This is a genomic window from Rhizobium sp. 768_B6_N1_8 (assembly GCF_051811225.1).
Taxonomy (GTDB): Bacteria; Pseudomonadota; Alphaproteobacteria; order Rhizobiales; family Rhizobiaceae; genus Rhizobium.
The window spans coordinates 1,893,140-1,914,929 of sequence record NZ_JBPWPV010000002.1 but is presented as its reverse complement, the minus strand read 5'-3'; the positions used below and the strand labels follow the sequence as shown (position 1 = coordinate 1,914,929).

19 protein-coding genes are annotated in these 21,790 nt (G+C 61.5%); 7 read left to right on the top strand and 12 right to left on the bottom strand.

Going from position 1 to position 21,790, the window contains the following annotated elements; all coding sequences use genetic code 11:
- Positions 1-29 precede the first annotated feature (29 nt).
- The 6 genes from solA to AB8B33_RS33055 all read right to left on the bottom strand — a co-directional run bounded on the left by solA (position 30) and on the right by AB8B33_RS33055 (position 5,850).
- On the bottom strand, positions 30-1,160 hold the full coding sequence (gene solA / locus AB8B33_RS33080) for an N-methyl-L-tryptophan oxidase (RefSeq protein ID WP_439018605.1): 1,131 nt from the start codon (positions 1,158-1,160) through the stop codon (positions 30-32).
- 9 nt (positions 1,161-1,169) lie between these two features.
- Entirely contained in the window at positions 1,170-2,663 is a 1,494-nt protein-coding gene (locus AB8B33_RS33075) for an HAL/PAL/TAL family ammonia-lyase (RefSeq protein WP_439018604.1), read from the bottom strand.
- Complete coding sequence (locus tag AB8B33_RS33070) at positions 2,660-3,436, bottom strand: ABC transporter ATP-binding protein (RefSeq protein ID WP_439018603.1); 777 nt, start codon at positions 3,434-3,436, stop codon at positions 2,660-2,662. The genes AB8B33_RS33075 and AB8B33_RS33070 overlap by 4 nt, the downstream gene beginning before the upstream one ends.
- Before the next feature lie 27 nt (positions 3,437-3,463).
- The gene (locus tag AB8B33_RS33065; protein WP_439018602.1) at positions 3,464-4,168 is read right to left on the bottom strand and encodes an ABC transporter permease; all 705 of its coding nucleotides are present in this window, start codon (positions 4,166-4,168) and stop codon (positions 3,464-3,466) included.
- A 10-nt stretch (positions 4,169-4,178) separates the two neighbouring features.
- The gene (locus AB8B33_RS33060) at positions 4,179-4,904 is read right to left on the bottom strand and encodes an ABC transporter permease (protein WP_439018601.1); all 726 of its coding nucleotides are present in this window, start codon (positions 4,902-4,904) and stop codon (positions 4,179-4,181) included.
- A 103-nt stretch (positions 4,905-5,007) separates the two neighbouring features.
- The gene (locus AB8B33_RS33055; RefSeq protein WP_007817211.1) at positions 5,008-5,850 is read right to left on the bottom strand and encodes a transporter substrate-binding domain-containing protein; all 843 of its coding nucleotides are present in this window, start codon (positions 5,848-5,850) and stop codon (positions 5,008-5,010) included.
- A gap of 191 nt (positions 5,851-6,041) precedes the next feature.
- Between AB8B33_RS33055 and hutC (AB8B33_RS33050) the strand changes: the two genes are divergently transcribed.
- Entirely contained in the window at positions 6,042-6,797 is a 756-nt protein-coding gene (gene hutC / locus AB8B33_RS33050) for a histidine utilization repressor (RefSeq protein WP_113324342.1), read from the top strand.
- Positions 6,798-6,856: 59 nt separating this feature from the next.
- On the opposite strand, the gene AB8B33_RS33045 is transcribed toward hutC (AB8B33_RS33050), so the two are convergent.
- From AB8B33_RS33045 to hutI, 5 genes are read right to left on the bottom strand one after another with little or no spacing between them, the layout of a single operon-like run.
- Positions 6,857-7,432, bottom strand: a complete 576-nt coding sequence (locus AB8B33_RS33045; RefSeq protein WP_439018600.1) for a HutD/Ves family protein — start codon at positions 7,430-7,432, stop codon at positions 6,857-6,859.
- A 3-nt stretch (positions 7,433-7,435) separates the two neighbouring features.
- Positions 7,436-9,124 carry a urocanate hydratase gene (gene hutU, locus AB8B33_RS33040; RefSeq protein ID WP_439018599.1) on the bottom strand — a complete coding sequence of 563 codons (1,689 nt, stop codon included), beginning with the start codon at positions 9,122-9,124 and terminating at the stop codon, positions 7,436-7,438.
- A 15-nt stretch (positions 9,125-9,139) separates the two neighbouring features.
- The gene (gene hutG / locus AB8B33_RS33035; protein WP_439018598.1) at positions 9,140-9,940 is read right to left on the bottom strand and encodes an N-formylglutamate deformylase; all 801 of its coding nucleotides are present in this window, start codon (positions 9,938-9,940) and stop codon (positions 9,140-9,142) included.
- A gap of 1 nt (position 9,941) precedes the next feature.
- A complete protein-coding gene (gene hutH / locus AB8B33_RS33030) occupies positions 9,942-11,477 on the bottom strand; it encodes a histidine ammonia-lyase (RefSeq protein ID WP_439018597.1) in 1,536 nt (511 codons plus the stop codon).
- The gene (gene hutI / locus AB8B33_RS33025; protein WP_439018596.1) at positions 11,474-12,733 is read right to left on the bottom strand and encodes an imidazolonepropionase; all 1,260 of its coding nucleotides are present in this window, start codon (positions 12,731-12,733) and stop codon (positions 11,474-11,476) included. Before hutI ends, hutH begins: the two co-directional genes overlap by 4 nt.
- Before the next feature lie 123 nt (positions 12,734-12,856).
- Here hutI and AB8B33_RS33020 point away from each other — a divergent pair, with 123 nt between their 5' ends.
- From AB8B33_RS33020 to AB8B33_RS33010, 3 genes are all read left to right on the top strand, one after another.
- The gene (locus tag AB8B33_RS33020; RefSeq protein WP_439018595.1) at positions 12,857-14,203 is read left to right on the top strand and encodes a formimidoylglutamate deiminase; all 1,347 of its coding nucleotides are present in this window, start codon (positions 12,857-12,859) and stop codon (positions 14,201-14,203) included.
- Positions 14,204-14,260: 57 nt separating this feature from the next.
- Positions 14,261-14,986 (top strand): histidine utilization repressor, encoded by a 726-nt coding sequence (gene hutC, locus AB8B33_RS33015; protein ID WP_439018594.1) that lies wholly within the window; start codon positions 14,261-14,263, stop codon positions 14,984-14,986.
- A 561-nt stretch (positions 14,987-15,547) separates the two neighbouring features.
- Entirely contained in the window at positions 15,548-17,167 is a 1,620-nt protein-coding gene (locus tag AB8B33_RS33010; protein WP_439018593.1) for a SulP family inorganic anion transporter, read from the top strand.
- Positions 17,168-17,275: 108 nt separating this feature from the next.
- Here AB8B33_RS33010 and AB8B33_RS33005 read toward each other — a convergent pair whose 3' ends face one another.
- Positions 17,276-18,301: a LacI family DNA-binding transcriptional regulator gene (locus AB8B33_RS33005; protein ID WP_439018592.1), complete on the bottom strand. Its 1,026-nt coding sequence runs from the start codon at positions 18,299-18,301 to the stop codon at positions 17,276-17,278.
- Positions 18,302-18,572: 271 nt separating this feature from the next.
- On the opposite strand from AB8B33_RS33005, the gene AB8B33_RS33000 reads away from it, so the two are divergent.
- The 3 genes from AB8B33_RS33000 (at position 18,573) to AB8B33_RS32990 (ending at position 21,765) form a co-directional block, all read left to right on the top strand.
- Complete coding sequence (locus AB8B33_RS33000; protein ID WP_439018591.1) at positions 18,573-19,619, top strand: ABC transporter substrate-binding protein; 1,047 nt, start codon at positions 18,573-18,575, stop codon at positions 19,617-19,619.
- A 68-nt stretch (positions 19,620-19,687) separates the two neighbouring features.
- Positions 19,688-20,509 carry an ATP-binding cassette domain-containing protein gene (locus tag AB8B33_RS32995; RefSeq protein WP_439018590.1) on the top strand — a complete coding sequence of 274 codons (822 nt, stop codon included), beginning with the start codon at positions 19,688-19,690 and terminating at the stop codon, positions 20,507-20,509.
- Complete coding sequence (locus tag AB8B33_RS32990) at positions 20,506-21,765, top strand: sugar ABC transporter permease (RefSeq protein WP_439018589.1); 1,260 nt, start codon at positions 20,506-20,508, stop codon at positions 21,763-21,765. The genes AB8B33_RS32995 and AB8B33_RS32990 overlap by 4 nt, the downstream gene beginning before the upstream one ends.
- Positions 21,766-21,790: the final 25 nt, after the last annotated feature.

The following is a 21,790-nucleotide window of genomic DNA, read 5'->3' as shown; positions in this document are numbered from 1 at the left end:
CGATGCCCTCCGGGCTGCCGCCCGCGGTTCTAGACCTTGGTAAAGGAAAAGGCATTGATCGGCAGGTCGGTCTGCCCATCAATGGCAAGATCCGCCAGGATTTCGCCGACGACGCTCGTGAACTTGAAGCCGTGGCCGGAGCAGGGCGAAGCGACGACAATGTTCTTTTCGCCTGGCACATGGTCGAGAAGAAAGTCCTCGCTCGGCAGCATTGTATAGCGGCAGGTCGTTTCCTTCATGCGAGGACCGGCCGCAGCCGGAACACGCTTCCTGATGAAGCTGTCAAGCAAATCCCGGTCGGCATCGTTGACGGGCGGGTTTGGCTTGTTAGGATCGATCGGCTCGCGGAAATGTGCGTGCTTGCCGACCTTCACCCCGTCGACGCCGATGGCGGGAAAACCGAAATAGGTGCCTTGCGCACCTTCGTCCCGCAGGAAACAGGGCATGCGCTGCGGCTGCGTGGCGACATCATCCTGCGGCTGATACCAGGCAACCACCTGACGGATTGGCACCGCCGCCTGCTTCAGCTGGGGTATCAGTTCGGCAATCCACGATCCGGTCGCCACGACGATTTTCCCTGCCCGATACCGCCCGGTTTCAGAGATGATCGTCACACCGGTATCATCGGGCTCGATTGCGGTCACTTTCTCGCCGAAGTGGAGGATGGCGCCGTCTTCGACAGCGAGCCTCAGGTAGCCCAGCACAGCCGCCTCGGGACGAAGATAACCGCCCTGCGGGTCAAACAGCGCCATCTCATGATCGTCGAGCTGGAAGGCCGGAAAGCGGCGCGCCATCTCTTCCTTGTCCAGCGCCTCATAGGCCAGTCCGTGGAGTTCGGAGGACGCGCGCGTACCGGCAACGATCTTGCTGTCCGGTGCGCCGATCTGCAACACGCCTGTTATCGTCAGGATCTCAGTGCGCAGGCGTGCCTCCAGCGACCGCCAGTTCTGATAGGCGCGCTTGAGCAGCGGAACATAGGACGGGTCCTCGAAATAGCCAAGCCGGATCAGGCGGCTGTCGCCATGCGAGGAACTCAGCGCATGGGCCGGAAAATAGGCATCGAAGCCGATCGCCCTGACACCGCGGGCTGCCAGAAAGGCGAGTGCAGCGCTCCCCATGGCACCGAGGCCGATAACGGCGACGTCGAAGCTGGCGGTCATGAAGTCTCCTCAGGGAATTGCTGGTGCTGCGGCCTTACGGATCAGTCCGCGTAAGGCCTCGATGTCGCGCGAAAGCGGCCGGTCGTCGGCATAGGCAGGCACGATCGTGCGAACGGCTTTGTAGATAACATCCGTACCCGTCGCCCTCGACGCGGTACCGACGAGGAATTCGTGGGCCTGCGCAGCCGCCATCAATTCGATTGCCAGGATGTATTCGGCATTATCGATCAGCGTGAGAAGCTTGTTGGCGGCGGCCGTCGGGTGGGCCAGGAAATCCTCCTGCAGGCCGGATGTGATGCCGCCATCGGTAGAGGCCGGTGCGGCAAGTCGCCGGTTCTCGTTGGCAAGGGCTGCTGCCGTATATTGCGCGATCATGAGGCCGGAATTGCTGCCGGCGTCGCTTGCCAGGAATGGCGGCAGGCCGCTCACGAGCGGATTGACGAGGCGGTCCATGCGCCGTTCGCTCATGGCGGAAATCTGAGCGAGGGCCGTCGCAAGACTATCGGCAGCCTGTGCAAGGGCAGGGGCTACGGCATGTGCTTCGGAGGATATGATCGGCTCCTCGGGCGTGCCTGACACGGCGGGATTGTCGGTGACCGAGGCAAGCTCCTGATCGATGACGAGGGCCGAAATATCGAAGACATCGCGCGCGGCGCCATGGGCATGCGGGATTGAACGCAGGCTGAGCGCGTCCTGCGTCCGTTTGCCTGTCGCAGCTGATATCAGCGCGCTGCCGGCAAGCCTGGCGCGCAGCGAGGCGCCGACGCTGGCGATGCCCTTGGAGGGACGCAGTGCCAGAACAGCCGCATCGAAGGCCGCCATCTGGCAGCCGGCCGCTTCAAGCGTGAGTGCCGCGATCGCATCGGCCCAGTCTAGAAGCCGCTCGGCGCGCGCCAGGGCAACACTTGCGAGCCCGGTCGCGCAGGCTGTGCCGTTGACGAGGCTGAGACCCTCCTTGGCACCGAGCACCAAGGGTTCGAGGCCGATGGCGGCAAGCGCGTCGCGGCCGCTCATATGGCCGCCCTTAACGCGGGCGCTGCCTTCGCCGATCAGCACCAGCGCATTATGGGCGTTATGGGTGAGGTAGCCCGCCGAACCCTTGGAGGGAACGTCGGGAATACAGCCCCTTTCGAGAAAAATGGCGAGATAGCGGACGATCTCGGGACGCACTCCGGAATGTCCGTGGCCAAAATTGGCGATCTGCGCGGCGATGATGGCGCGCACCTCGCGCGGTGCCAGCAATTCGCCGACGCCAACCGCATGGCTGAGAATGATGTTGCGTGACAGTCTGCTCTGCGAGGCCCTGTCGACGACGGTATCAGAAAGCGCACCAACACCGGTATTGATGCCATAGGCCCGCACGCCGGTCTCGACGATCCGCTCGACGATGCGGCTTGCATGCGTGACACGATCCCAAGCCGCTTGCGATAGGCCAAGCGCTTCCCCCTCGGCCACGCGCGCGATATCGCGCCAGCCGGCAACCCTGTCGATGGTGATGGTCATTGGCCGCTTCCGAAATGGCCGATGAACTGGCGGAAAGCCGGCGATGCGCCGCCGCCGAACATTTCGTTCGGCGTGCCGCTGGTTTCGACCAGCCCTTCGCGCATGAAGACGACGCGGTTCGACACATTGCGGGCAAAGCTCATTTCGTGGGTGACGACGAGCATGGTCATGCCCTCTTCGGCGAGCGCGCGCATGACGCGCAACACTTCGCCGACCAGTTCCGGATCGAGCGCGGAGGTCGGCTCATCGAAGAGCATGACCTTCGGCTTCATGGCGAGCGAACGGGCAATGGCCGCGCGCTGCTGCTGGCCGCCTGAAAGATGCGCCGGGTAGGCGTGGCGCTTGTCGGCAATACCGACCTTTTCGAGCAGCGCTTCGGCTTCTGCGATGCATTCGGCCCGCGGCCGCTTCAAGACATGGACCGGCCCTTCGATGACATTCTGCAGGATGGTCATGTGGGACCACAGATTAAAGGACTGGAAGACCATGCCAAGTTCCGAGCGGATATGGTCGACCTGCTTCTGGCTCGCCGGTTTCGTCTTGCCGTTCTTGTGGATCATCTGGATGTGTTCGCCGTCGACCCAGATTTCGCCGTCGCTCGCCACTTCAAGAAGGTTGATACAGCGCAGGAAAGTGGATTTGCCGGAGCCCGACGCGCCGAGCAGCGAGATCACGTCGCCATCTTCGGCATCGAGCGATATGCCGCGCAGCACTTCATGGGTGCCGAAGCTCTTTCTGATATTGCGGACCGAAAGTCGGGTTACGCCGGGCATGGAAGCTCCAATCACGTTCAGTCGGGTTCAAGCCTTCAGCGCCGCCGGAATGGCGCGGCGATGTCGGGACAGCCGGTATTCCAGCAGGGACATGGCCTGCAGGATGATGAAGTTCAAAACGAGGTAGATGATGGCCGCACAGAGAAAGACTTCCATCGTGCGGTAGGTCTGCGAAATCAGCCGCTGTGCAACGCCCGTCACTTCCCAGACCGTCACGAGGCTTGCGAGTGCGGTCGATTTCATCATCAGCACGATTTCGGTCGAATAGGCCGGCAGCGCATGCCGGAAGGCGATCGGCGCCAGGATGCGGCGCACCATCAGGAGGCCGGACATGCCGATCGCGCGCGCGGCCTCGATTTCCTTCGGCGAGACGGCGCGAATGCCGCCGCGGAAGATCTCGGCCGAGTAGCCGGCAGTGCAGAGTGCGAGCGAGAGAACCGCGCAGACCATCGGCTCGCGCAGGAAGGGCCAGAGGAAAGAATAGCGGATGACGCCGAACTGGCCGAGCCCGTAAAAGACCAGGAACATCTGGATCAGCAGCGGGGAGCCGCGGAAAACGAAGATGTAGCCCTTGGCGAAGCCGGAGAGGATCGGATTGCCGCTGACACGCATGGCGACGATGACGAGCGCCAGCAATCCGCCAAAGAAGATCGACAGGAAGAACAGGATCAGCGTCGTCGGCACCGCCTTCAAGAGCGTGACCATGGTGCTGAAGAGGAAGGCAATGTCCATCTGTTTCCCCCTATGCCTGGCCCATGGCCGAAGCCGGCATGCTGCGATTGGCCTTACGCTCGGCGCCGTTGAAGACGCGGTCGGACAGGCTGGTGAGGATCAGATAGAGCGCACCGCCGACGATATAGAAGAGGAAATATTGCCGGGTCGAACCCGCGGCGACCTGGCTCGAACGCATCAATTCGGCAAGGCCGGTTACCGAAATCAGCGCCGAGTCCTTCAGGCTGAGCTGCCAGACATTGCCGAGGCCGGGAATGGCAAGGCGCAGGACCTGGGGAATGATGATGCGGCGAAACCGCAGGCCGCGATGCATGCCGATCGCCGAAGCCGCCTCAAGCTCGCCCTTGGAAATGGCGTTGTAGGCGCCACGATAGACCTCCGCCTGATAGGCGCCCGAGATGATACCGACGGCAAGCGCGCCGGCGGCAAAGGATGGCAGGCCGAGAAAGCCTTCATATCCCATGGACTGGCCGATCGCGGTAATGGCCGAAGAACCGCCGAAATAGATCAGATAGATGATCAGCAGTTCCGGAACACCGCGGAAGACGGTGGTGTAGATATGGCCGATCGTGATGAGCACGAAATTGCTGGAGAGCTTCGCGGCTGCGATGATCGCGCCGAGCACGGCGCCGATCGCAAGTGCGGTGGCGGTCACGCAGAGCGTCAGCAATGTGCCGAGGAGGAGGAACGCTCCCCACCCGGTTGAGCCGAATCCAATCAGTTCGAGTATCGCCATGGGCCTTCCCAGCGCTGTCTTCGTCGTGATGACGGGCGGTCAGAATAGCACGTGGTCTCCGATCGCAAAGCGGAGACCACGGAACGCGGATTCCCTCGAACGCTTAGTTCTGCGGGCTGACGTCGACCTTGAACCACTTCATGGAAAGGGTCTTGACCGTGCCGTCGGCGAGCGCCGACTTGATCGCCTCGCTGAACTTGTCGCGCAGGTCCGTATCGGCCTTGCGGATGCCAAGCCCTTCGCCCTCGCCCCAGATCGAGCCGACGATTTCCGGACCGGTAAAGGCAAGCGCGCCATTGGCAGCTTCAAACGCATTGTTGAAGTAGACGGCATCGTCGAAGCCGAGGTCGATGCGACCGTTCTGCAGGTCGAGGTCGCGGTCGGCACCCGTCTTGTATTCGCGGATCTCGGCGATGCTGCCGAAATTGTCATAGACGAACTTGGCATAGACGGTTGCTGCCTGAATGCCGATCGTCTTGCCCTTGAAGGCTTCCTTCAAGGCTTCGATTTCCTTCACGCCGGTCTGGCCGGGCGTCATCTTGATGGTTGCGCCGGTGCCGGAAGCGTTGGCAAGCGGGCTGTCCTTGGCGGTGGCGAAGGCTGCCGGCGTTGCAGCGTAGGGAATGGTGAAGTCGATGACCTGCTTGCGCTCGTCGGTGATCGACAGCGCGTCCATGATGACGTCGAACTTGCCGGCATTCAGCGCCGGGATCATGCCATCCCAGTCGGATGCGACCAGGGTGCATTCGATCTTGGCGCGTTCGCACAGGACCTTGGCAAGCTCCGGTTCGAAGCCGCCGAGCGACCCGTCGGCATTGGTGAGGTTCCAGGGAGCGTAGGCGCCTTCGAGCGTGATGGTCGCCTTCGTCCAGTCCTTGGCAGAGGCAGGAGCCGCAAAGGCTGCTGCCGTCATCGCGCAGGAAAGAAGAATCGTGCTGAGCTTCATTGATGTGATCTCCTCTGAGATTGGACAGACCTTGCGGTATGAATGCCGATCTTCGCCGGCTTGCCCGTCCTGATCCTTTGTTTCATTTTTGGATCGGCAGGTTGTATAGGGTACCATATGAGATATTTTGTGATATGCAAGTGGAAAGTCGATTTAAAAGGCAGATTCCATTCATGCAAAGGGAATAGGCAATGAAGCGTTCCGGCGAGATGAAGCGCGAACTGGCGGAAAATGACGGCGGCCCGCTTTATGCTGGCGTCAAGCAGGTCATTCTCGACCGGATCCGCAGCGGCGAATGGCCGCCGCGACATCGCGTGCCCTCCGAAAACGAGCTGGTGGTGGAGCTCGGCGTCAGCAAGATGACCGCCAACCGGGCGCTTCGGGAACTGGCGAACGAGGGCGAACTCCTCCGCATTCAGGGCGTCGGTTCCTTTGTTGCGGAACGCAAGGGCTATTCGGCGCTCTTCGAGGTGCGCAATATCGCCGACGAGATCGCCGAGCGTGGCCATATCCATGAGGCGACAGTCATCGTTCTGGCCGAGGAGCCGGCCTCTCCGGAGGTTGCCGATGCGCTGGAGCTTGAGATCGGCGCGCCGGTTTTCCACTCGCTGATCGTCCACAACGAGAACGGCGTGCCTGTGCAGATCGAGGACCGCTTCGTCAATCCGGGGGCGGTGCCCGACTATCTGGCGCAGGACTTTTCGACGCTGACGCCGAATGCCTATCTGACGGCGGCGGCGCCGCTCAGCGCATCGGAGCATATCGTCGAGGCAGTGGTGCCGCGCGCCTGGGAATGCAAGCTGCTGACAATCCTGCAGAATGAGCCATGCCTTGCCATCCGCCGCCGCACCTGGTCGGCCCGCCATGTGGTCTCGACGGCGCGTCTTGTCTATCCCGGACATCGCTACAGGCTGGAAACGCGAAGCGGCAAGATCTTCGAGGAATAGGCTAGTTGTATATGGAACTTTCCCCGAAAAAGCGATTTCCCTAGCCCATTCCATGATCTTTACGCCTTGTCGATCGAGATGGCGTAGCAGAGCGCCTGGCCGGAAAGATCGAGCCTGCCGCCATCGCTTTCTTCAAACAGCATTGCATCGCCGGCGTCGAGTTCGATGCTCTGCGCACCTGTTCGCGCCGCCAGAGTCCCATTGGCGCAAAAGAGCAGGAAAATCCCTTTCGCAAACGCCAGGCTCTTCTCGCCATCGATGAAATGCTGCGCGACTGCGTGCCTCACGGTACCCCGCCTGCTCATCACGTTCAGGTCGGTGATTGTGCCATCCGGCAGCGTTGCCGAGACGGCGATATCGGCGGCAAAGGCGAGGGGTTTACTCTCCTGCGTCAGGAGCACCGGCTCACGCCCCTCAATGAACAGCCGCATACCCTCGCCTTCCAGGATCGACAGTGTGCGGTCGATCCCGGGAAAGACGGAGAAAGGCCCGTCGGAAGCAACGGTAGCGGTGCTGACCCGCCAATCGAAATCGGAAAGTCCTGCGCCCTCAGGCGAAATGGCGATCTCCACCGTTTCGCCGCCACCGTTCTTCCACGGCATGCGCTTGTGACCGGCAGCGCGCAGGACCTTCATGGCTCAGTTTCCAAGAATGCCGGGCAGGCGCAGGCCCTTTTCCTTGGCGCAATCGATGGCGATGTCGTAGCCGGCATCGGCATGGCGCATGACACCGGTCGCCGGATCGTTCCAGAGAACATTTCCGAGGCGGCGGGCCGCATCGTCGGTGCCGTCGGCGCAAATGACCATGCCGGAATGCTGCGAGAAGCCCATGCCGACGCCGCCGCCATGATGCAGCGAGACCCAGGTGGCGCCGGAGGCGGTGTTGAGCAGAGCGTTCAGAAGCGGCCAGTCGGAGACGGCATCCGAGCCGTCCTTCATGGCTTCCGTCTCGCGGTTCGGCGAGGCGACGGAGCCGGAATCGAGGTGGTCGCGGCCAATGACGACGGGCGCCTTAAGCTCGCCATTCTTGACCATCTCGTTGAAGGCAAGACCCAGGCGGTGGCGGTCGCCGAGGCCGACCCAGCAAATGCGTGCCGGCAGGCCCTGGAAGGCAATGCGCTCGCGTGCCATGTCGAGCCAGTTGTGCAGGTGCTTGTTGTCGGGCAGCAGCTCCTTCACCTTGGCGTCGGTCTTGTAGATATCTTCGGGATCTCCGGACAGGGCGGCCCAGCGGAACGGACCGATGCCGCGGCAGAAGAGCGGGCGGATATAGGCCGGCACGAAGCCCGGGAAGGCGAAGGCGTTTTCCAGGCCCTCGTCCTTGGCGACCTGGCGAATGTTGTTGCCGTAATCGAGTGTGGGAACACCGGCATCCCAGAAGGCGACCATGGCCTCCACGTGCGCCTTCATCGAGGCGCGCGCGGCGGTCTCGACGGCTTTCGGATCGCTCTCGCGCTTAGCCTTGGCTTCCGCGACCGTCCAGCCGACCGGCAGGTAGCCGTTGCGCGGGTCATGCGCCGAGGTCTGGTCGGTGACGATATCGGGGCGCGGGCCGCCGGCCTTCATGCGACGAACGAGTTCCGGGAAGATTTCGGCGGCATTGCCGACAAGGCCGACCGACTTTGCTTCGCCCGCCTTGGTCCAGCGCTCGATCTTTTCCAACGCCTCATCGAGCGTATGGGCCTTTTCGTCGACATAACGGGTACGCAGGCGGAAATCGATGCGGGTCTCGTCGCATTCGACGGCCAGGCAGCAGGCGCCGGCCATGACGGCAGCGAGCGGCTGGGCGCCGCCCATGCCGCCGAGGCCGCCGGTCAGGATCCACTTGCCCGTGAGATTGCCGTCATAGTGCTGGCGGCCGGCTTCCACGAAGGTCTCGTAGGTGCCCTGCACGATGCCCTGCGTGCCGATATAGATCCACGAGCCGGCCGTCATCTGGCCGTACATGGCAAGGCCCTTCTTGTCGAGCTCGTTGAAATGATCCCAGGTCGCCCAGTGCGGTACGAGGTTGGAATTGGCAATCAGCACGCGCGGCGCATCCTTGTGGGTGCGGAAGACGCCGACCGGCTTGCCGGACTGAACCAGCAGCGTCTCGTCTTCGTTGAGCGTCTTCAGCGTCGCAGCGATACGGTCGAAATCGTCCCAGGTGCGGGCGGCACGGCCGATGCCGCCATAGACGACGAGCTCATGCGGATTTTCTGCGACGTCGGGATCGAGATTGTTCATGAGCATGCGCAGCGGCGCTTCGGTCATCCAGCTCTTGGCGTTCAGCTGATCGCCGCGCGGCGCACGGATTTCGCGGATATTGTGGCGCGGGTTTACGGTCATGATGATGTTCCCTTTCTAGCGTTTCAGACCAAGCGCGATCTCTTCGATCCGCGTCAGAATGGATTTGAGATGGATGCGCAGATTGTCGGCCTCCTCGCCGTCATAGGCAAAGGGCGGCGCTTCGGTTGCAAGATGCGTGGATTGTGCGAGCTCCATCTGGATGGCGTGCACGCCGGTTTCCGGCTTGCCGTAATGGCGCGTCGTCCAGCCGCCCTTGAAGCGGCCGTTGAGGATGCTGTCATAACCCGTCGCAGCCGAGGCGATGGCGACTGTCGCCTCTTCAATTGCCGGATCGCAGGTCTTGCCCATATCCGTGCCGATGTTGAAATCCGGCAGCTTGCCCTCGAAGAGGAAGGGAATGTGCGAGCGGATGGAGTGGCAGTCGTAGAGAACGGCGACGCCATGAATGGATTTGACCCGTTCGATCTCGGCCGCAAGGGCGCCGTGGTAGGGCGCATGAAAATCGCGCAGCCTGACGGCGAAATCGGCCTCGGTCGGCGCGGCCCCATCCTTCCAGATTGCCTTGCCGTCGAAATCCGTCTGCGGGATCAGCCCGGTCGTGTTCTGGCCGGGATAGAGGCTGGTGCCCGAGGGATCGCGGTTGGCATCGATCACGTAGCGATGGAAAGTCGCGCGCACCGTGGTCGGATTGTCGAGCAAGCCGTCGTAGAGCTGGTGAATGTGCCAGTCGGTATCGGCAAGCAGCCGGCCATTATCATCAAGGCGTTCCCATATATCGGCCGGAACCTCGGTGCCCGTATGGGGAAAGCCGAGGATGACGGGGGAGGTGCCTTGCTTGACCTCAAAAACCGACATGTCAAACCTCCAGAGCGGGCAGAATGCCGCTTGAAACGGATGCGTTGAGACCGCCGCTCGCAATGAGCACTGTCGCCGCCTTCAGATCGTTCGCCATGTAGCGATCTTCCTCCAGCGACGGCACAACAGCGCGGATAGCCGCGATCGCTTTCTTGAGCTCGGGGCTGGTCGCAAGCGGTGCGCGAAGCTCCACCCCTTGTGCGGCGGTGAGCGCCTCGATGCCGATGATTGCAAAGAGATTTTCGGTCATCGGCAGAAGCCGGCGCGCGCCGTGGCAGGCCATGGACACATGGTCTTCCTGGTTGGCCGAGGTCGGCGTCGAATCGACGGAGGCTGGGTGCGACATCTGCTTGTTTTCGCTCATCAGCGCGGCGGATGTGACTTCGGCGATCATCAGGCCGGAATTGAGCCCCGGCTTCTTGGCGAGGAAGGCCGGCAGACCGTAGGAAAGGGCGGGATCGACAAGCAGCGCGATGCGGCGCTGGGCGATCGCCCCGATCTCGCAGACGGCAAGCGCGATCTGGTCGGCGGCAAAGGCAACGGGTTCGGCATGGAAATTGCCGCCGGAGACGACGGAATTATCCGACAGAACCAGCGGATTGTCGGTCACCGCATTGGCTTCGATCGCGAGCGTGCCGGCCACCGAGCGCAGGAGATCGAGGCAGGCGCCGTCGACCTGCGGCTGGCAGCGGATGCAATAGGGATCCTGAACACGCTCGTCGCCCTCGATATGGCTCTGGCGGATCGGCGAGTTTTCGAGCAGGGCGCGTAGGCCCGCTGCCGTGTCGATCTGACCGCGGTGGCCGCGCAGCGTATGGATATCGGGATGGAAGGGTGCGGACGAGCCCATGGCCGCATCCGTCGACATGGCGCCGGTAATCAGCGCCGATTGCGCCGCCCGGTGCGCACGGAAAAGGCCGGCAAGCGCAAGGGCCGTCGAGGTCTGCGTGCCGTTGATGAGCGCCAGGCCTTCCTTGGCTGCCAGCACGACGGGTTGCAGCCCGGCTTTGACAAGCGCCGTTGCACCATGCAGCCTCTCGCCGCCGAAGAACGCCTCGCCGTGGCCCATCATCACGGCGCTCATATGGGCAAGCGGTGCAAGATCGCCGGAGGCGCCGACCGAGCCCTTTTCCGGGATGACCGGAATGACGCCGCGCGCCATCATCGCTTCGATCAGCCGCACAATGTCGAGCCGCACGCCGGAGGCACCACGGCCGAGCGAAACGAGCTTCAGCGCCATGATGAGACGCACGACATTTTCCGGCAGCGGCTCGCCGACGCCGCAGCAATGGGAAAGGATGAGATTGCGCTGGAGTGTGGCGACATCGGCGCTGTCGATCTTGATCGAGGCAAGTTTGCCGAAGCCGGTATTGATGCCGTAAACCGGCGCATTGCCGGCAGCGATCTCGGCAATACGTTTCGCCGCCTTGAGGATCCCCGCATCAAAGGAGGGATCGAGTTTTGCCGGAACGCCGGTCCAGTAGATGGTGGCGAGATCCTGAAGTGAAACGGAACCCGGATGGAGAGTGATGGTCATCGGTCGATCCTCTCGCCCTTGAAGATGTGCGCATAAAGCGGGTTGAAGCCGATGCGATAGACGAGCTCGGCCGGGCTCTCGATATTCCAGACCGCCAGATCGGCGGACTTGCCGGCTTCGAGCGTCCCTGTTTCGGCAAGCAGGCCGAGCGCGCGTGCGCCCTCGCGGGTTGCCCCGGCAATGCATTCTTCCACGGTCAACCCGAACAGCGTCGCCGACATGTTCATGGTGAGCAGCATGGACGTCAGCGGCGAGGTGCCGGGATTACAGTCCGTGGCAATTGCGATATGCACGCCGGTCTGGCGCAAGGCCTGAACCGGTGGCTTCTGCTTTTCGTTGATCGCGTAGAAAGCGCCCGGAAGCAGCACGGCGACCGTGCCGGCCGCAGCCATTGCCCGCGCGCCATCCTCATCCAGATATTCCAGATGATCGGCCGAAAGCGCGCCGTAGGAGGCTGCGAGTTTTGCGCCGCCGAGATTGGAAAGCTGCTCGGCATGGAGCTTGGCGGGAATACCAAGCGAACGGGCCTTGTCGAAGACTCGGCCAATCTCGTCGACCGAGAAGGCGATGCCTTCGCAGAAGCCGTCGACGGCATCGACGAGGCCTTCAGCATGCGCCCGTTCCAGTCCAGGCAGGACCACTTCAGTAATATAATCCTGATTGCGTCCCCTGTATTCGACAGGTGTTGCATGAGCACCGAGATAGGAGGTGACGACCCGCACGGGTCGGACATTTGCGAGCGCGCGAGCAGCGCGCAGCATCTTCAGCTCCGCCTCGATGTTGAGGCCATAGCCGGATTTGATCTCGATGGTGGTGACACCTTCGGAAAGCAGCGTATCGAGCCGCGGCAGCGCGGCCTCGACCAGGCCCTCCACGGACAGTGCATTGGTTGCTTTCACCGAGGAGACGATGCCGCCGCCGGTGCGCGCAATCTCTTCATAGGTGGCACCCTCAAGGCGCATCTCGAATTCCCGCGCCCGATTGCCGCCATAGACGATATGTGTGTGGCAGTCGACGAGGCCCGGCGTGACCCAGCGGCCTTCAAGATCCGTGATCTCGGCCGTCTCGATCAGGGCGGACGGCAATTCGCCTTCTGGCCCGGCAAAAAGGATACGGCCGCCTTCGCAAACGATGGCGCCTTTGTCGACAATGCCGAGGCCCGTTAGATCCTCCCGCAGCGTCGCAAGGCGCCCATTGCGCCAAAGCGAACGGGCGGCAGAGCCGCGACCCGATCCGGAAAATTTGTTCCCACTCATCAGCTTTACGCCTTTCTTTATGGGTTAATATGTATATACATAATAGTAGTGGTGACAAGTGGAAATTTATGGCCCTGTGCACAAAGGCAAGCGGTGGGCCAATAAGAAAGAAGGGGAGCAATCATGACGAAACTTCATGGAACGACTGCCTTGCTGGCCGAGGGCTGGCGCAAGAATGTGCGCCTGACGCTCGAAAACGGCCGCATTTCCGCAATCGAGACGGATGTCGCGCCTAATGCCGATGACGAGCGCCATGCCACCCTTTTGCCGGCTATGCCAAACCTCCACAGCCATGCCTTTCAGCGGGCGATGGCGGGGCTTGCCGAAGTGCGCGGTCCGGCCAATGACAGCTTCTGGAGCTGGCGCACTGTCATGTATAAGTTCGCCCTGTCGATGACGCCTGACCATGTCGAGGCGGTGGCAGCCAAGCTCTATATGGAAATGCTGGAATCCGGCTTTAGCCGCGTCGGTGAGTTCCACTATCTGCATCACGACAAGGACGGCAGCCCCTATGCCAATATCGCCGAAATGGCCGAACGGATTGGTGCTGCGAGTGCGGAGACCGGCATCGGATTGACACTGCTGCCGGTTCTCTACGCCCATTCCGGCTTCGGCGGCGCCGCACCCATTGAAGGACAGCGCCGCTTCATCAACTCCGCAGACAGTTTTGCGCAGCTGATGGACGGCTGCCGAAAAGTCACGGACCGGCTCCCCGGCGCTGAGATCGGTGTTGCGCCGCACAGCCTGCGCGCCGTCACGCCGGACGAGCTGTCTGTCGCGATCGGGCTTGGCGGCGACGGCCCCATCCACATTCACGTCGCCGAACAGGTCAAGGAAGTCGAGGATTGCCTGGCGTGGTCCGGCGCAAGGCCTGTCCAATGGCTGCTTGAGAATGCACCGGTCGATCAGCGCTGGTGCCTCATCCACGCGACCCACATGACCGATGACGAAACACGCCAGATGGCAAGGAGCGGCGCCATTGCCGGCCTCTGCCCGATTACCGAAGCCAATCTCGGCGATGGGACATTTTCGGCGCCCCTGTTCCTGTCGGAAGGCGGGCGCTTCGGCATCGGTTCCGATTCCAACATTCTGATTTCCATCGCCGAGGAACTTCGTCAGCTCGAATATTCCGAGCGTCTCGCGCTGCGTGCCCGCAATGTTATCGCATCGACGGGCGGTTCCACGGGCCAGGCGCTCTTCGAACAGGCACTTGCTGGCGGTGGCGCGGCATTGAAGGCGCCGGCGGGTCTTGTCGCCGGCAACCATGCCGACATCATATCGCTCGAGACCAATGCCGTTTCCTACCTCTCCGAGGACCGGCTTCTCGATCACTGGATTTTTGCCGGTGGTGTGTCGGTCGACTGCGTCTGGTCGCTCGGCCGCAAGCAGGTCGAAAAGGGCCGGCATCTGCGCCGCGACCTGATTGACCGCCGCTTCATCGCCGCGATGAACGAGCTGTTGGCAGCATGACGACCTTTCCTCGGCGCTTCCCAGGCGTTACAGCGGAGGAAGAGCCGGAGCGTGATGATGAATGAACCAAAGGAAACGACCTTACACCAGCGTATCCTCACGGATATCGAAGGTCGCATCGTCTCGGGCGAATGGCCGCCGGGTTACCGCATTCCGTTCGAAATAGAGCTGACGAAGCAATATGACTGCTCGCGTATGACGGTGAACAAGGCTCTGAGCCAGCTGGTGAAAGCCGGTCTCATCGAGCGCCGCAAGAAATCCGGCAGCTTCGTCATCCAGCCACAGGCGCAGTCCGCAGTGCTCGAGATTCACGATATCAAGGCGGAGGTCCAGTCCCTCAATCTCGCCTATTCCTACAAGGTCGCAAAGCGTATCCGCAGGAAGGCACAGGCGCAGGACCGGCAGATGCTGGACCTGCAGCAAAATTCCAGTCTCGTCGAAATCATCTGCACCCACTACGCTGGGACGCAACCGTTTTGCCTGGAAAAGCGATTGATCAACCTGCAAACAGTGCCGGAAGCCGCAGATGAGGAATTCGGGGAAACCGCACCTGGTCCCTGGCTTCTGAGCCAGGTTCCGTGGAGTGCGGCTGAACACAAGATCTTTGCGATCGGCGTGGAAGAGGAAGAGGGCGCCATGCTTTCGATCCCGCCGGCCACCGCATGCCTCGTCGTCGAACGCCGCACCTGGAACAAGTCTGGACCGGTCACGCATGTGCGCTTTGTTTATCCCGGCAATCGCCATGCGCTCTATGCGCGCTTCACACCGGAAGCGGTGAAGTAGGCCGGATTTCCGAATGAAAAGCGTCCGGTCACCTCGTATGACCGGACGCCCGTTATTGCCGCCGCACTGGGTCGACAGCTTCTCATAGAAAGCTGTTTCAGCGCCGTCAACATCCCCAAATTCAGGGTATTGCGTAAGTTCACGCTTACACTAAATCATTGGACGCTCACGGATTATTGCCCGCATTTCCTGGAAGCAGGCGAGCAATGATTTTGCCTTTGCAGTGGAAACCGGCCCGCTTTCATCGACGATATCGAGGATGCCAATTGCGGCGATGTGGACGGCTGGCGGAGCCGAGCGCGCAGCCTCCTTGACGTTGCGCGCCATAGATCCGTTGGAAGCATCGGAACCCGTGCCCGCCCATGGAGCACGCGAGACAGCTCAGTCGATGTTTAGTTATGGCGCGATCAGCGTTGAAAATGGGCGCGATGTCCAGGAAAGAGCAAATGGGCCGCGGCGCAGCTGATAATTTTTTAGTCGTGAAACCAGATGCTTGTGGACCATTCGATAATGCAGGAGGATAGCGGCTGGCCTGAGTAGGAAGGATATTATCCCACAGCCATGAAATGGAACTGGCGTGATGCTGTCGCCGGCCTTTCGGTCGCCGGTCTTCTGCTCCCGGAAGCGATTGCCTACTCCTCAATCGCGGGGTTGACGCCTCGCCATGCGGTTACCGCAACAATCGCTGGATGTACGGCCTATTTCTTCATTGGCCGTTGCCGTTTCGCGGTTGTTTCACCGACATCGTCCTCTGCCGCGATCCTCGCGGCAATGCTCATGTCTATGGACGTGCCCGCGTCACAGAAGGCGCTATTTGCAGCTGTTGTCGTCGCGCTTGCAGGTCTTGTCTTCCTGATTGCCTCGGCGATGGGGCTTGGATACTTGGCTGGCGTAATATCCAGACCTGTCCTGCGGGGCTTCGCCTTCGGTACCGCCCTTCTGATCACGATCAAGCAGTTGCCGACCATTTTGGGCTTGAGCAGTGCTGATATCCAACCTTGGGAAATCCTCCGTTCCGCTCTGGCGCGGTTTCACGAATGGAACCTCATCAGCCTCGGGCTCGCGCTATTCGCATTCGTCTGCCTTCTCGCCATGCGCCGTTACCGCAAGATTCCGGGCAGTCTGTTTGTGACTCTGGGGGCTGCGGCGATTTCTTTCCAGTTCAATCTCGAGGGTCTGGGCGTGCCGGTCGTCGGGCCTGTCAGCCTCGCGATCGGTTGGGACGCGTTCGCCGCGCCCGATTTGCATGGTGTCGAGCATATCGCTCGCTACACCCTGCCTCTCGTGCTGATTGTCTTTGCCGAGTCCTGGGGCACTGTACGAAGCCTATCGCTGCTTCATGGTGAAGTCGTGGACGCAAACCGCGAATTGCGCGCAATCGGGGTGGCCAATATTGCAAGCGCTCTTGTCCAGGGCATGCCGGTCGGGGCCGGCTTCTCGGCAGGGTCCGCCAGCGAAGCGGCGGGATCGCAGAGCAGGCTCTCGTCTTTGCTCGCCGCAGCTTTCCTCGCTGCTTTCTGCCTTTTCGGTGTGAAACTCCTCGCTTATATTCCCCAAACGGTACTCGCCGCCGTGATCGTGAGCGTACTCCTACACTCGCTCGATCCATCTCCGGTCATGCATATTCTGCGTGTCGGTCGCGACCGGTTTCTTCTCATCTTTGCTGCCTGTGGCGTGCTTCTGTTCGGTGTCCTGAATGGCATGCTAATCGCGGTTGCGCTTTCATTCGTCCTGTTTTTGAAGCGACTTACGGTCGCGAGGGTGATTACACTCGGCAGACTTCGCCAGACACGCGATTTTGTCGACGTGGAACGCCATGCCGACGCCACCGAGATCGCCGGCATTGGCATATTCAGGCCAGCTCAGCCCCTCTTTTTCGCCAACGCCGAATTGGTATTATCGGAAATCGCGACACATGCGCTTTCCAATAGAAGCACGCTTTCCGTCATCGTCAGTCTGGAAGAAAGCGTCGATCTCGACAGTACCGGCTTCGATGCTCTCGTCGAATTCGACACGTTGCTGCACAAGGCCGGCAAGCGCGTCTATTATGCCCGCGTGCATGACTGGATCAGGGATCTGATGGAATCGGCCGGCGAAGCGGAGTTGGCAAGCCGGTGCAATTTCAGTGTCGACGATGCCGTCACACAGGCTGTGGCAGACGCCGCGAGTCCGACGGAATGAAGCCGGCATTGCCGGGCAGAACAGCGAGCGCCGCAGACGTCATGCGCATCCGGCCACGAAGTTCTCCGATCCGACCTCGCCAAGATCAACTGGGTCCGCACCGGACGCTTACGCTTCCTGCGCTTCCGGAATGAGGGGCGGCACCTGGATGACGACAGGTTTGTTCGCTCCGGATTCGATGAGCTCGAACACCTTGTTCAGCATGCCCGGCACGTCCTGGCGCACCATTTCGATGCCGTTTCCAAGCAGGGTGACGAAGGGGTCCCAGTCGAAACAACCGAGCACCAGACTGCGATCGTCGAGATGGCCGGAGCGGCGGATCCAGCGCATGACGCCTTCGAGCGAGATTGTCGAGTTGACGAACATGCCCTTGGGCAGTGCCTTGCCGCCAAGGGCTCGCTCGTCCAACGCCTTTTCAGCCTTTTCCGGCGCATAGCCGCAGGCAAGGATATTTTCCTCATGCACGGCAACGCCGAGGTCCGCATGTGCCCCGCGAAAGCCGCGGATACGCTCGGCGGTGTTGTGGTCGCTGCCGCGGCCACCGATGAAGAGCAGCGGCTCCATCTTGCCGAGCCGTTGCTCGCTGTTTTTCAGGATGCGACGCGTCAGCTCGCGTGCGCCGGCGAAATTATCCGAGATGACGGAGGGGGCAAGCGCACCGGGCAGGTCGAGATTGAGGCTGCGCACGCCGGCAGCCGCACACATTTCGGTAATACGGTCGGGGTCCGTGGCACCCGTCGCGATCAGGCATTCGACCTGATAGGAGAGCATGGTGCGCGCTGCCTCGACCTCCAGCTGAGGGTCGCGGCGCGTGCAGGTGATGATCGGGAAAAGGCCGCGCGCACGCGCCATGTCCTCGAAGAGTTCGACGATCGAGCCGAAGTAGCGGTTGTCGTATTTTGGCACGATCATGCCGATGATGTGGGACTTTTCGCGCCTCAGCAGGCTTGCCTGCATGTTTAGCGCATAACCCTGTTCCTCGGCGATCCGCATGATCTTTTCGGCAAGCTGGCTGCTGATCCTGCGCTTCTTCCAATTGCCGTTGAGCACGGCGCTGACGGCGCTGGCGGATGTGCCGGCAAGCTCCGCCAGATCGTAAATCGTCGTCCTCTTCGTCTGCTTCACCTGATTCAAAATGTCGTCTCCGTTTGACGGTAACTTGACATCAATCGGAGGAAGTGGCAATTCTTGCTTCATCGATTGAGCAAAGTTGCGCAATCGATGATACAAGCCGGTCAACGGCCGGTGCAGGGAGGTATTTCTAAGAAGCTGCGGAGAGGTTGTCCTTTTGCAGGGGCGCTTTGCTCGTCGTTTTCATGCCGGCGAAGGCTGCGGCGAGCGGGCGAACCGTGGTGACTTCCAGCAATGCCTGGGCCTGTCTTTCGATCACACCAAGGAGGAGAAAATGAATTATCGCAATTTGCTTATGGCCTCGGCGACCGTTTTCATCGGTTTTGCCGGCATGGCCTCGGCTCAGGAAGCGGCGACCGTCGCGTTTCTGATGCCCGACCAGGCATCCACGCGCTATGAGCAGCACGACTTCCCGGGCTTCAAGGCCGAGATGGAGAAGCTGTGCCCGAAGTGCACGGTGATCTATCAGAACGCCAATGCCGATGCCTCGCTGCAGCAGCAGCAGTTCAACTCGGTCATCGCCCAGGGCGCCAAGGTGGTCGTTCTTGACCCTGTCGATTCCGCCGCTGCAGCCGGCCTCGTCGAAATCGCCCAGTCCCAGGACGTCAAGGTCATCGCCTATGACCGCCCGATCCCGGACAAGCCGGCCGATTATTACGTCTCCTTCGACAACGAAGGCATCGGCTATGCGATCGCCAAGTCGCTCGTCGAGCATCTCCAGGCTTCAGGCGTTGCCGACGGCGCAGGCGTGCTCGAGATCAACGGCTCGCCGACCGATGCGGCCGCAGGCCTCATCCGCGACGGCATCCACCGCGGCCTGAAGGAATCCACCTACAAGACGCTTGCCGAATATGACACGCCGGAATGGGCGCCGCCAAAGGCGCAGGAATGGGCTGCCGGCCAGATCACCCGCTTCGGGGCCGATATCAAGGGCGTGGTTGCCGCCAATGACGGCACGGCCGGCGGCGCGATTGCCGCGTTCAAGGCCGCAGGCGTGAAGCCGGTTCCGCCGGTCACCGGCAATGACGCGACGATTGCAGCCCTTCAGCTGATCATTTCCGGCGACCAGTACAACACGATTTCGAAGCCATCCGAAATCGTCGCAGCAGCCGCTGCCAATGTGGCGGTGCAGATGATCAAGGGTGAAAAGCCTGAGGCCAAGACGGCGCTCTATAATACGCCGTCTCAGCTGTTCATCCCCGCCGTCGTGACGGCAAAGAACATCAAGGCCGAAATCTTCGACAAGAAGATCCAGACGCCCGAGCAGATCTGCACCGGCGAATATGCCGAAGGCTGCAAGAAGCTTGGCATTACCAACTAAACGCACTTGAGTGAGCTCCGGCCGCGCTTGTCGCGGCCGGATGCCCCTATTGCAAGAAGGGCTGCCCCATGACTAGGGATGTGAAGGATATGCCGGAGAAGGGACAGACGATCCTCCGGTTGAGCAATATTTCCAAGAATTTCGGCGCGGTGTCGGCGCTGACCGACATCGATCTCGAAGTGAAGGCCGGCGAGGTCGTGGCGCTGGTCGGCGATAACGGCGCCGGCAAGTCGACGCTGATCAAGGTTCTTGCCGGCGTGCATCAGCCGTCCTCGGGAACGATCGAATTCTGCGGCCGCAATGTCACGCTCGATAGTCCCGGCAAGGCGCTGGAGCTCGGCATTGCCACCGTCTTTCAGGACTTGGCGCTCTGCGAGAACCTTGACGTCGTCGCCAATCTCTTTCTCGGACATGAAATGTCCCCCTGGAGCCTCGATGAGGTTGCCATGGAGGTGCGCGCCTGGACGTTGCTCAGAGAACTTGCCGCCCGTATTCCCTCGGTGCGCGAGCCGATCGCCTCGCTTTCCGGCGGCCAGCGCCAGACGGTTGCCATCGCCCGCTCGCTGCTGCTCGATCCGAAGATCATCATGCTCGACGAGCCGACGGCGGCTCTCGGTGTCGCCCAGACCGCGGAAGTGCTGAACCTGATCGAACGCGTGCGCGAGCGCGGCCTCGGCGTCATCATCATCAGCCACAATATGGAAGACGTGCGCGCTGTGGCAGACCGCATCGTTGTGCTGCGCCTCGGTCGCAACAATGGCGTCTTCACGCCCGATTCGTCCAACCAGGAACTCGTCGCCGCAATCACCGGTGCCACCGAAAACGCAGTCTCCCGGCGGATCGAGCGCAAGACTGGTGCTGCACATGAAACCAGCGGGAGGTCCGCATGAGCCAGAAGATGTCCGATACAGTCAGCCAGCCGGCTGCCCTTGATCGCAGCGACGAACGCGTCCGCCACGACGACAACATCATGGGCATGGTCAAGGCCTTCTTCGACCGCGTACGCTCGGGCGATCTCGGCATGCTGCCGGTCTTCGTCGGCCTGATCGTCATCTCCACGGTCTTCTCGCTGCTCAATCCGGTGTTTCTGGCGCCAAACAACCTCGTCAACCTGCTGTTTGACTGTGCCACCGTCGGCGTCATCTCGCTCGGCATCGTCTGCGTGCTGATGCTCGGCGAAATCGACCTTTCGGTCGGCTCTATGAGCGGACTTTCCTCCGCCATCCTTGGCGTGCTCTGGGTCAATATGGGCTGGCCGATCCCGCTCGCGATCCTGGTTGCGATCCTCGCCGGCATCGTCGGTGGTGCGCTGTATGCGGTGCTCTACAACAGGCTTGGCATGCCGAGCTTCGTTGCGACCCTTGCCGGTCTGCTGGCCCTCCTCGGCATGCAGCTCTACATCCTGGGACCGACCGGCAGCATCAACCTTCCCTATGCCTCGCCGCTCGTGCGCTTCGGCCAGATTCTCGTCATGCCCGACTGGCTGTCCTACGTGCTGGCGCTCTTGCCGGGCGTGGTCCTCGTCGTCAACGAGATGCGCAAGCGCCGCCAGCGGCAGGCTTCGAACCTCTCCTCGCCACCGGTCGGGGCGCTTGCGGTCAAGGCCGTCATTCTTACCGCCGCGTTGGAATTTGCCGTCTATTATCTCAATCTCGGCCGTGGCGTGCCGTGGATGTTCGGCCTTTTCGTCGCAATCGCTGTCATCCTGAACTATGCGCTGACGCGCACCAAATGGGGACGCTCCATGTTTGCCGTCGGCGGCAATCGCGAGGCGGCTCGCCGTGCCGGCATCAATGTGCGCCGCATCTATCTCAGCGCCTTCGTGCTTTGCTCGACGCTTGCCACCATCGGCGGCATTCTCTCGGCCTCGCGGCTTGCCTCCTCCAGCCAGCAGGCCGGCACGGGCGACGTGAACCTCAATGCCATTGCGGCAGCAGTCATCGGCGGCACCAGCCTGTTCGGTGGCCGCGGCAGCGCCTATTCGGCTCTTCTCGGCATCATCGTCATCCAGGCGATTTCCAACGGGCTTACGCTGCTCAATCTCAGTTCGTCGCTGCGCTACATGATCACTGGTGCCGTTCTCGCCATCGCCGTCATCGTCGATTCGCTAGCTCGCCGGTCCCGTGTCAGCCATGGCCGCGCCTGATTACGCATTCTCAAGGAGTATTTGC

Bases quoted from the DNA above. Each gene is read 5' to 3' on its own strand.
- AB8B33_RS32995 (WP_439018590.1), top strand. From the start codon at position 19,688: ATGACTAGGGATGTGAAGGATATGCCGGAGAAGGGACAGACGATCCTC.
- hutH (WP_439018597.1), bottom strand. From the start codon at position 11,477: ATGACCATCACTCTCCATCCGGGTTCCGTTTCACTTCAGGATCTCGCC.
- AB8B33_RS33075 (WP_439018604.1), bottom strand. From the start codon at position 2,663: ATGACCATCACCATCGACAGGGTTGCCGGCTGGCGCGATATCGCGCGC.
- AB8B33_RS33010 (WP_439018593.1), top strand. From the start codon at position 15,548: ATGAAATGGAACTGGCGTGATGCTGTCGCCGGCCTTTCGGTCGCCGGT.
- AB8B33_RS33070 (WP_439018603.1), bottom strand. From the start codon at position 3,436: ATGCCCGGCGTAACCCGACTTTCGGTCCGCAATATCAGAAAGAGCTTC.
- AB8B33_RS33000 (WP_439018591.1), top strand. From the start codon at position 18,573: ATGAATTATCGCAATTTGCTTATGGCCTCGGCGACCGTTTTCATCGGT.
- hutU (WP_439018599.1), bottom strand. From the start codon at position 9,124: ATGACCGTAAACCCGCGCCACAATATCCGCGAAATCCGTGCGCCGCGC.
- solA (WP_439018605.1), bottom strand. From the start codon at position 1,160: ATGACCGCCAGCTTCGACGTCGCCGTTATCGGCCTCGGTGCCATGGGG.
- hutG (WP_439018598.1), bottom strand. From the start codon at position 9,940: ATGTCGGTTTTTGAGGTCAAGCAAGGCACCTCCCCCGTCATCCTCGGC.
- AB8B33_RS33065 (WP_439018602.1), bottom strand. From the start codon at position 4,168: ATGGACATTGCCTTCCTCTTCAGCACCATGGTCACGCTCTTGAAGGCG.
- AB8B33_RS33055 (WP_007817211.1), bottom strand. From the start codon at position 5,850: ATGAAGCTCAGCACGATTCTTCTTTCCTGCGCGATGACGGCAGCAGCC.
- AB8B33_RS33020 (WP_439018595.1), top strand. From the start codon at position 12,857: ATGACGAAACTTCATGGAACGACTGCCTTGCTGGCCGAGGGCTGGCGC.
- AB8B33_RS33045 (WP_439018600.1), bottom strand. From the start codon at position 7,432: ATGAAGGTCCTGCGCGCTGCCGGTCACAAGCGCATGCCGTGGAAGAAC.
- hutC (WP_113324342.1), top strand. From the start codon at position 6,042: ATGAAGCGTTCCGGCGAGATGAAGCGCGAACTGGCGGAAAATGACGGC.
- AB8B33_RS33060 (WP_439018601.1), bottom strand. From the start codon at position 4,904: ATGGCGATACTCGAACTGATTGGATTCGGCTCAACCGGGTGGGGAGCG.
- hutC (WP_439018594.1), top strand. From the start codon at position 14,261: ATGAATGAACCAAAGGAAACGACCTTACACCAGCGTATCCTCACGGAT.
- hutI (WP_439018596.1), bottom strand. From the start codon at position 12,733: ATGAGTGGGAACAAATTTTCCGGATCGGGTCGCGGCTCTGCCGCCCGT.
- AB8B33_RS32990 (WP_439018589.1), top strand. From the start codon at position 20,506: ATGAGCCAGAAGATGTCCGATACAGTCAGCCAGCCGGCTGCCCTTGAT.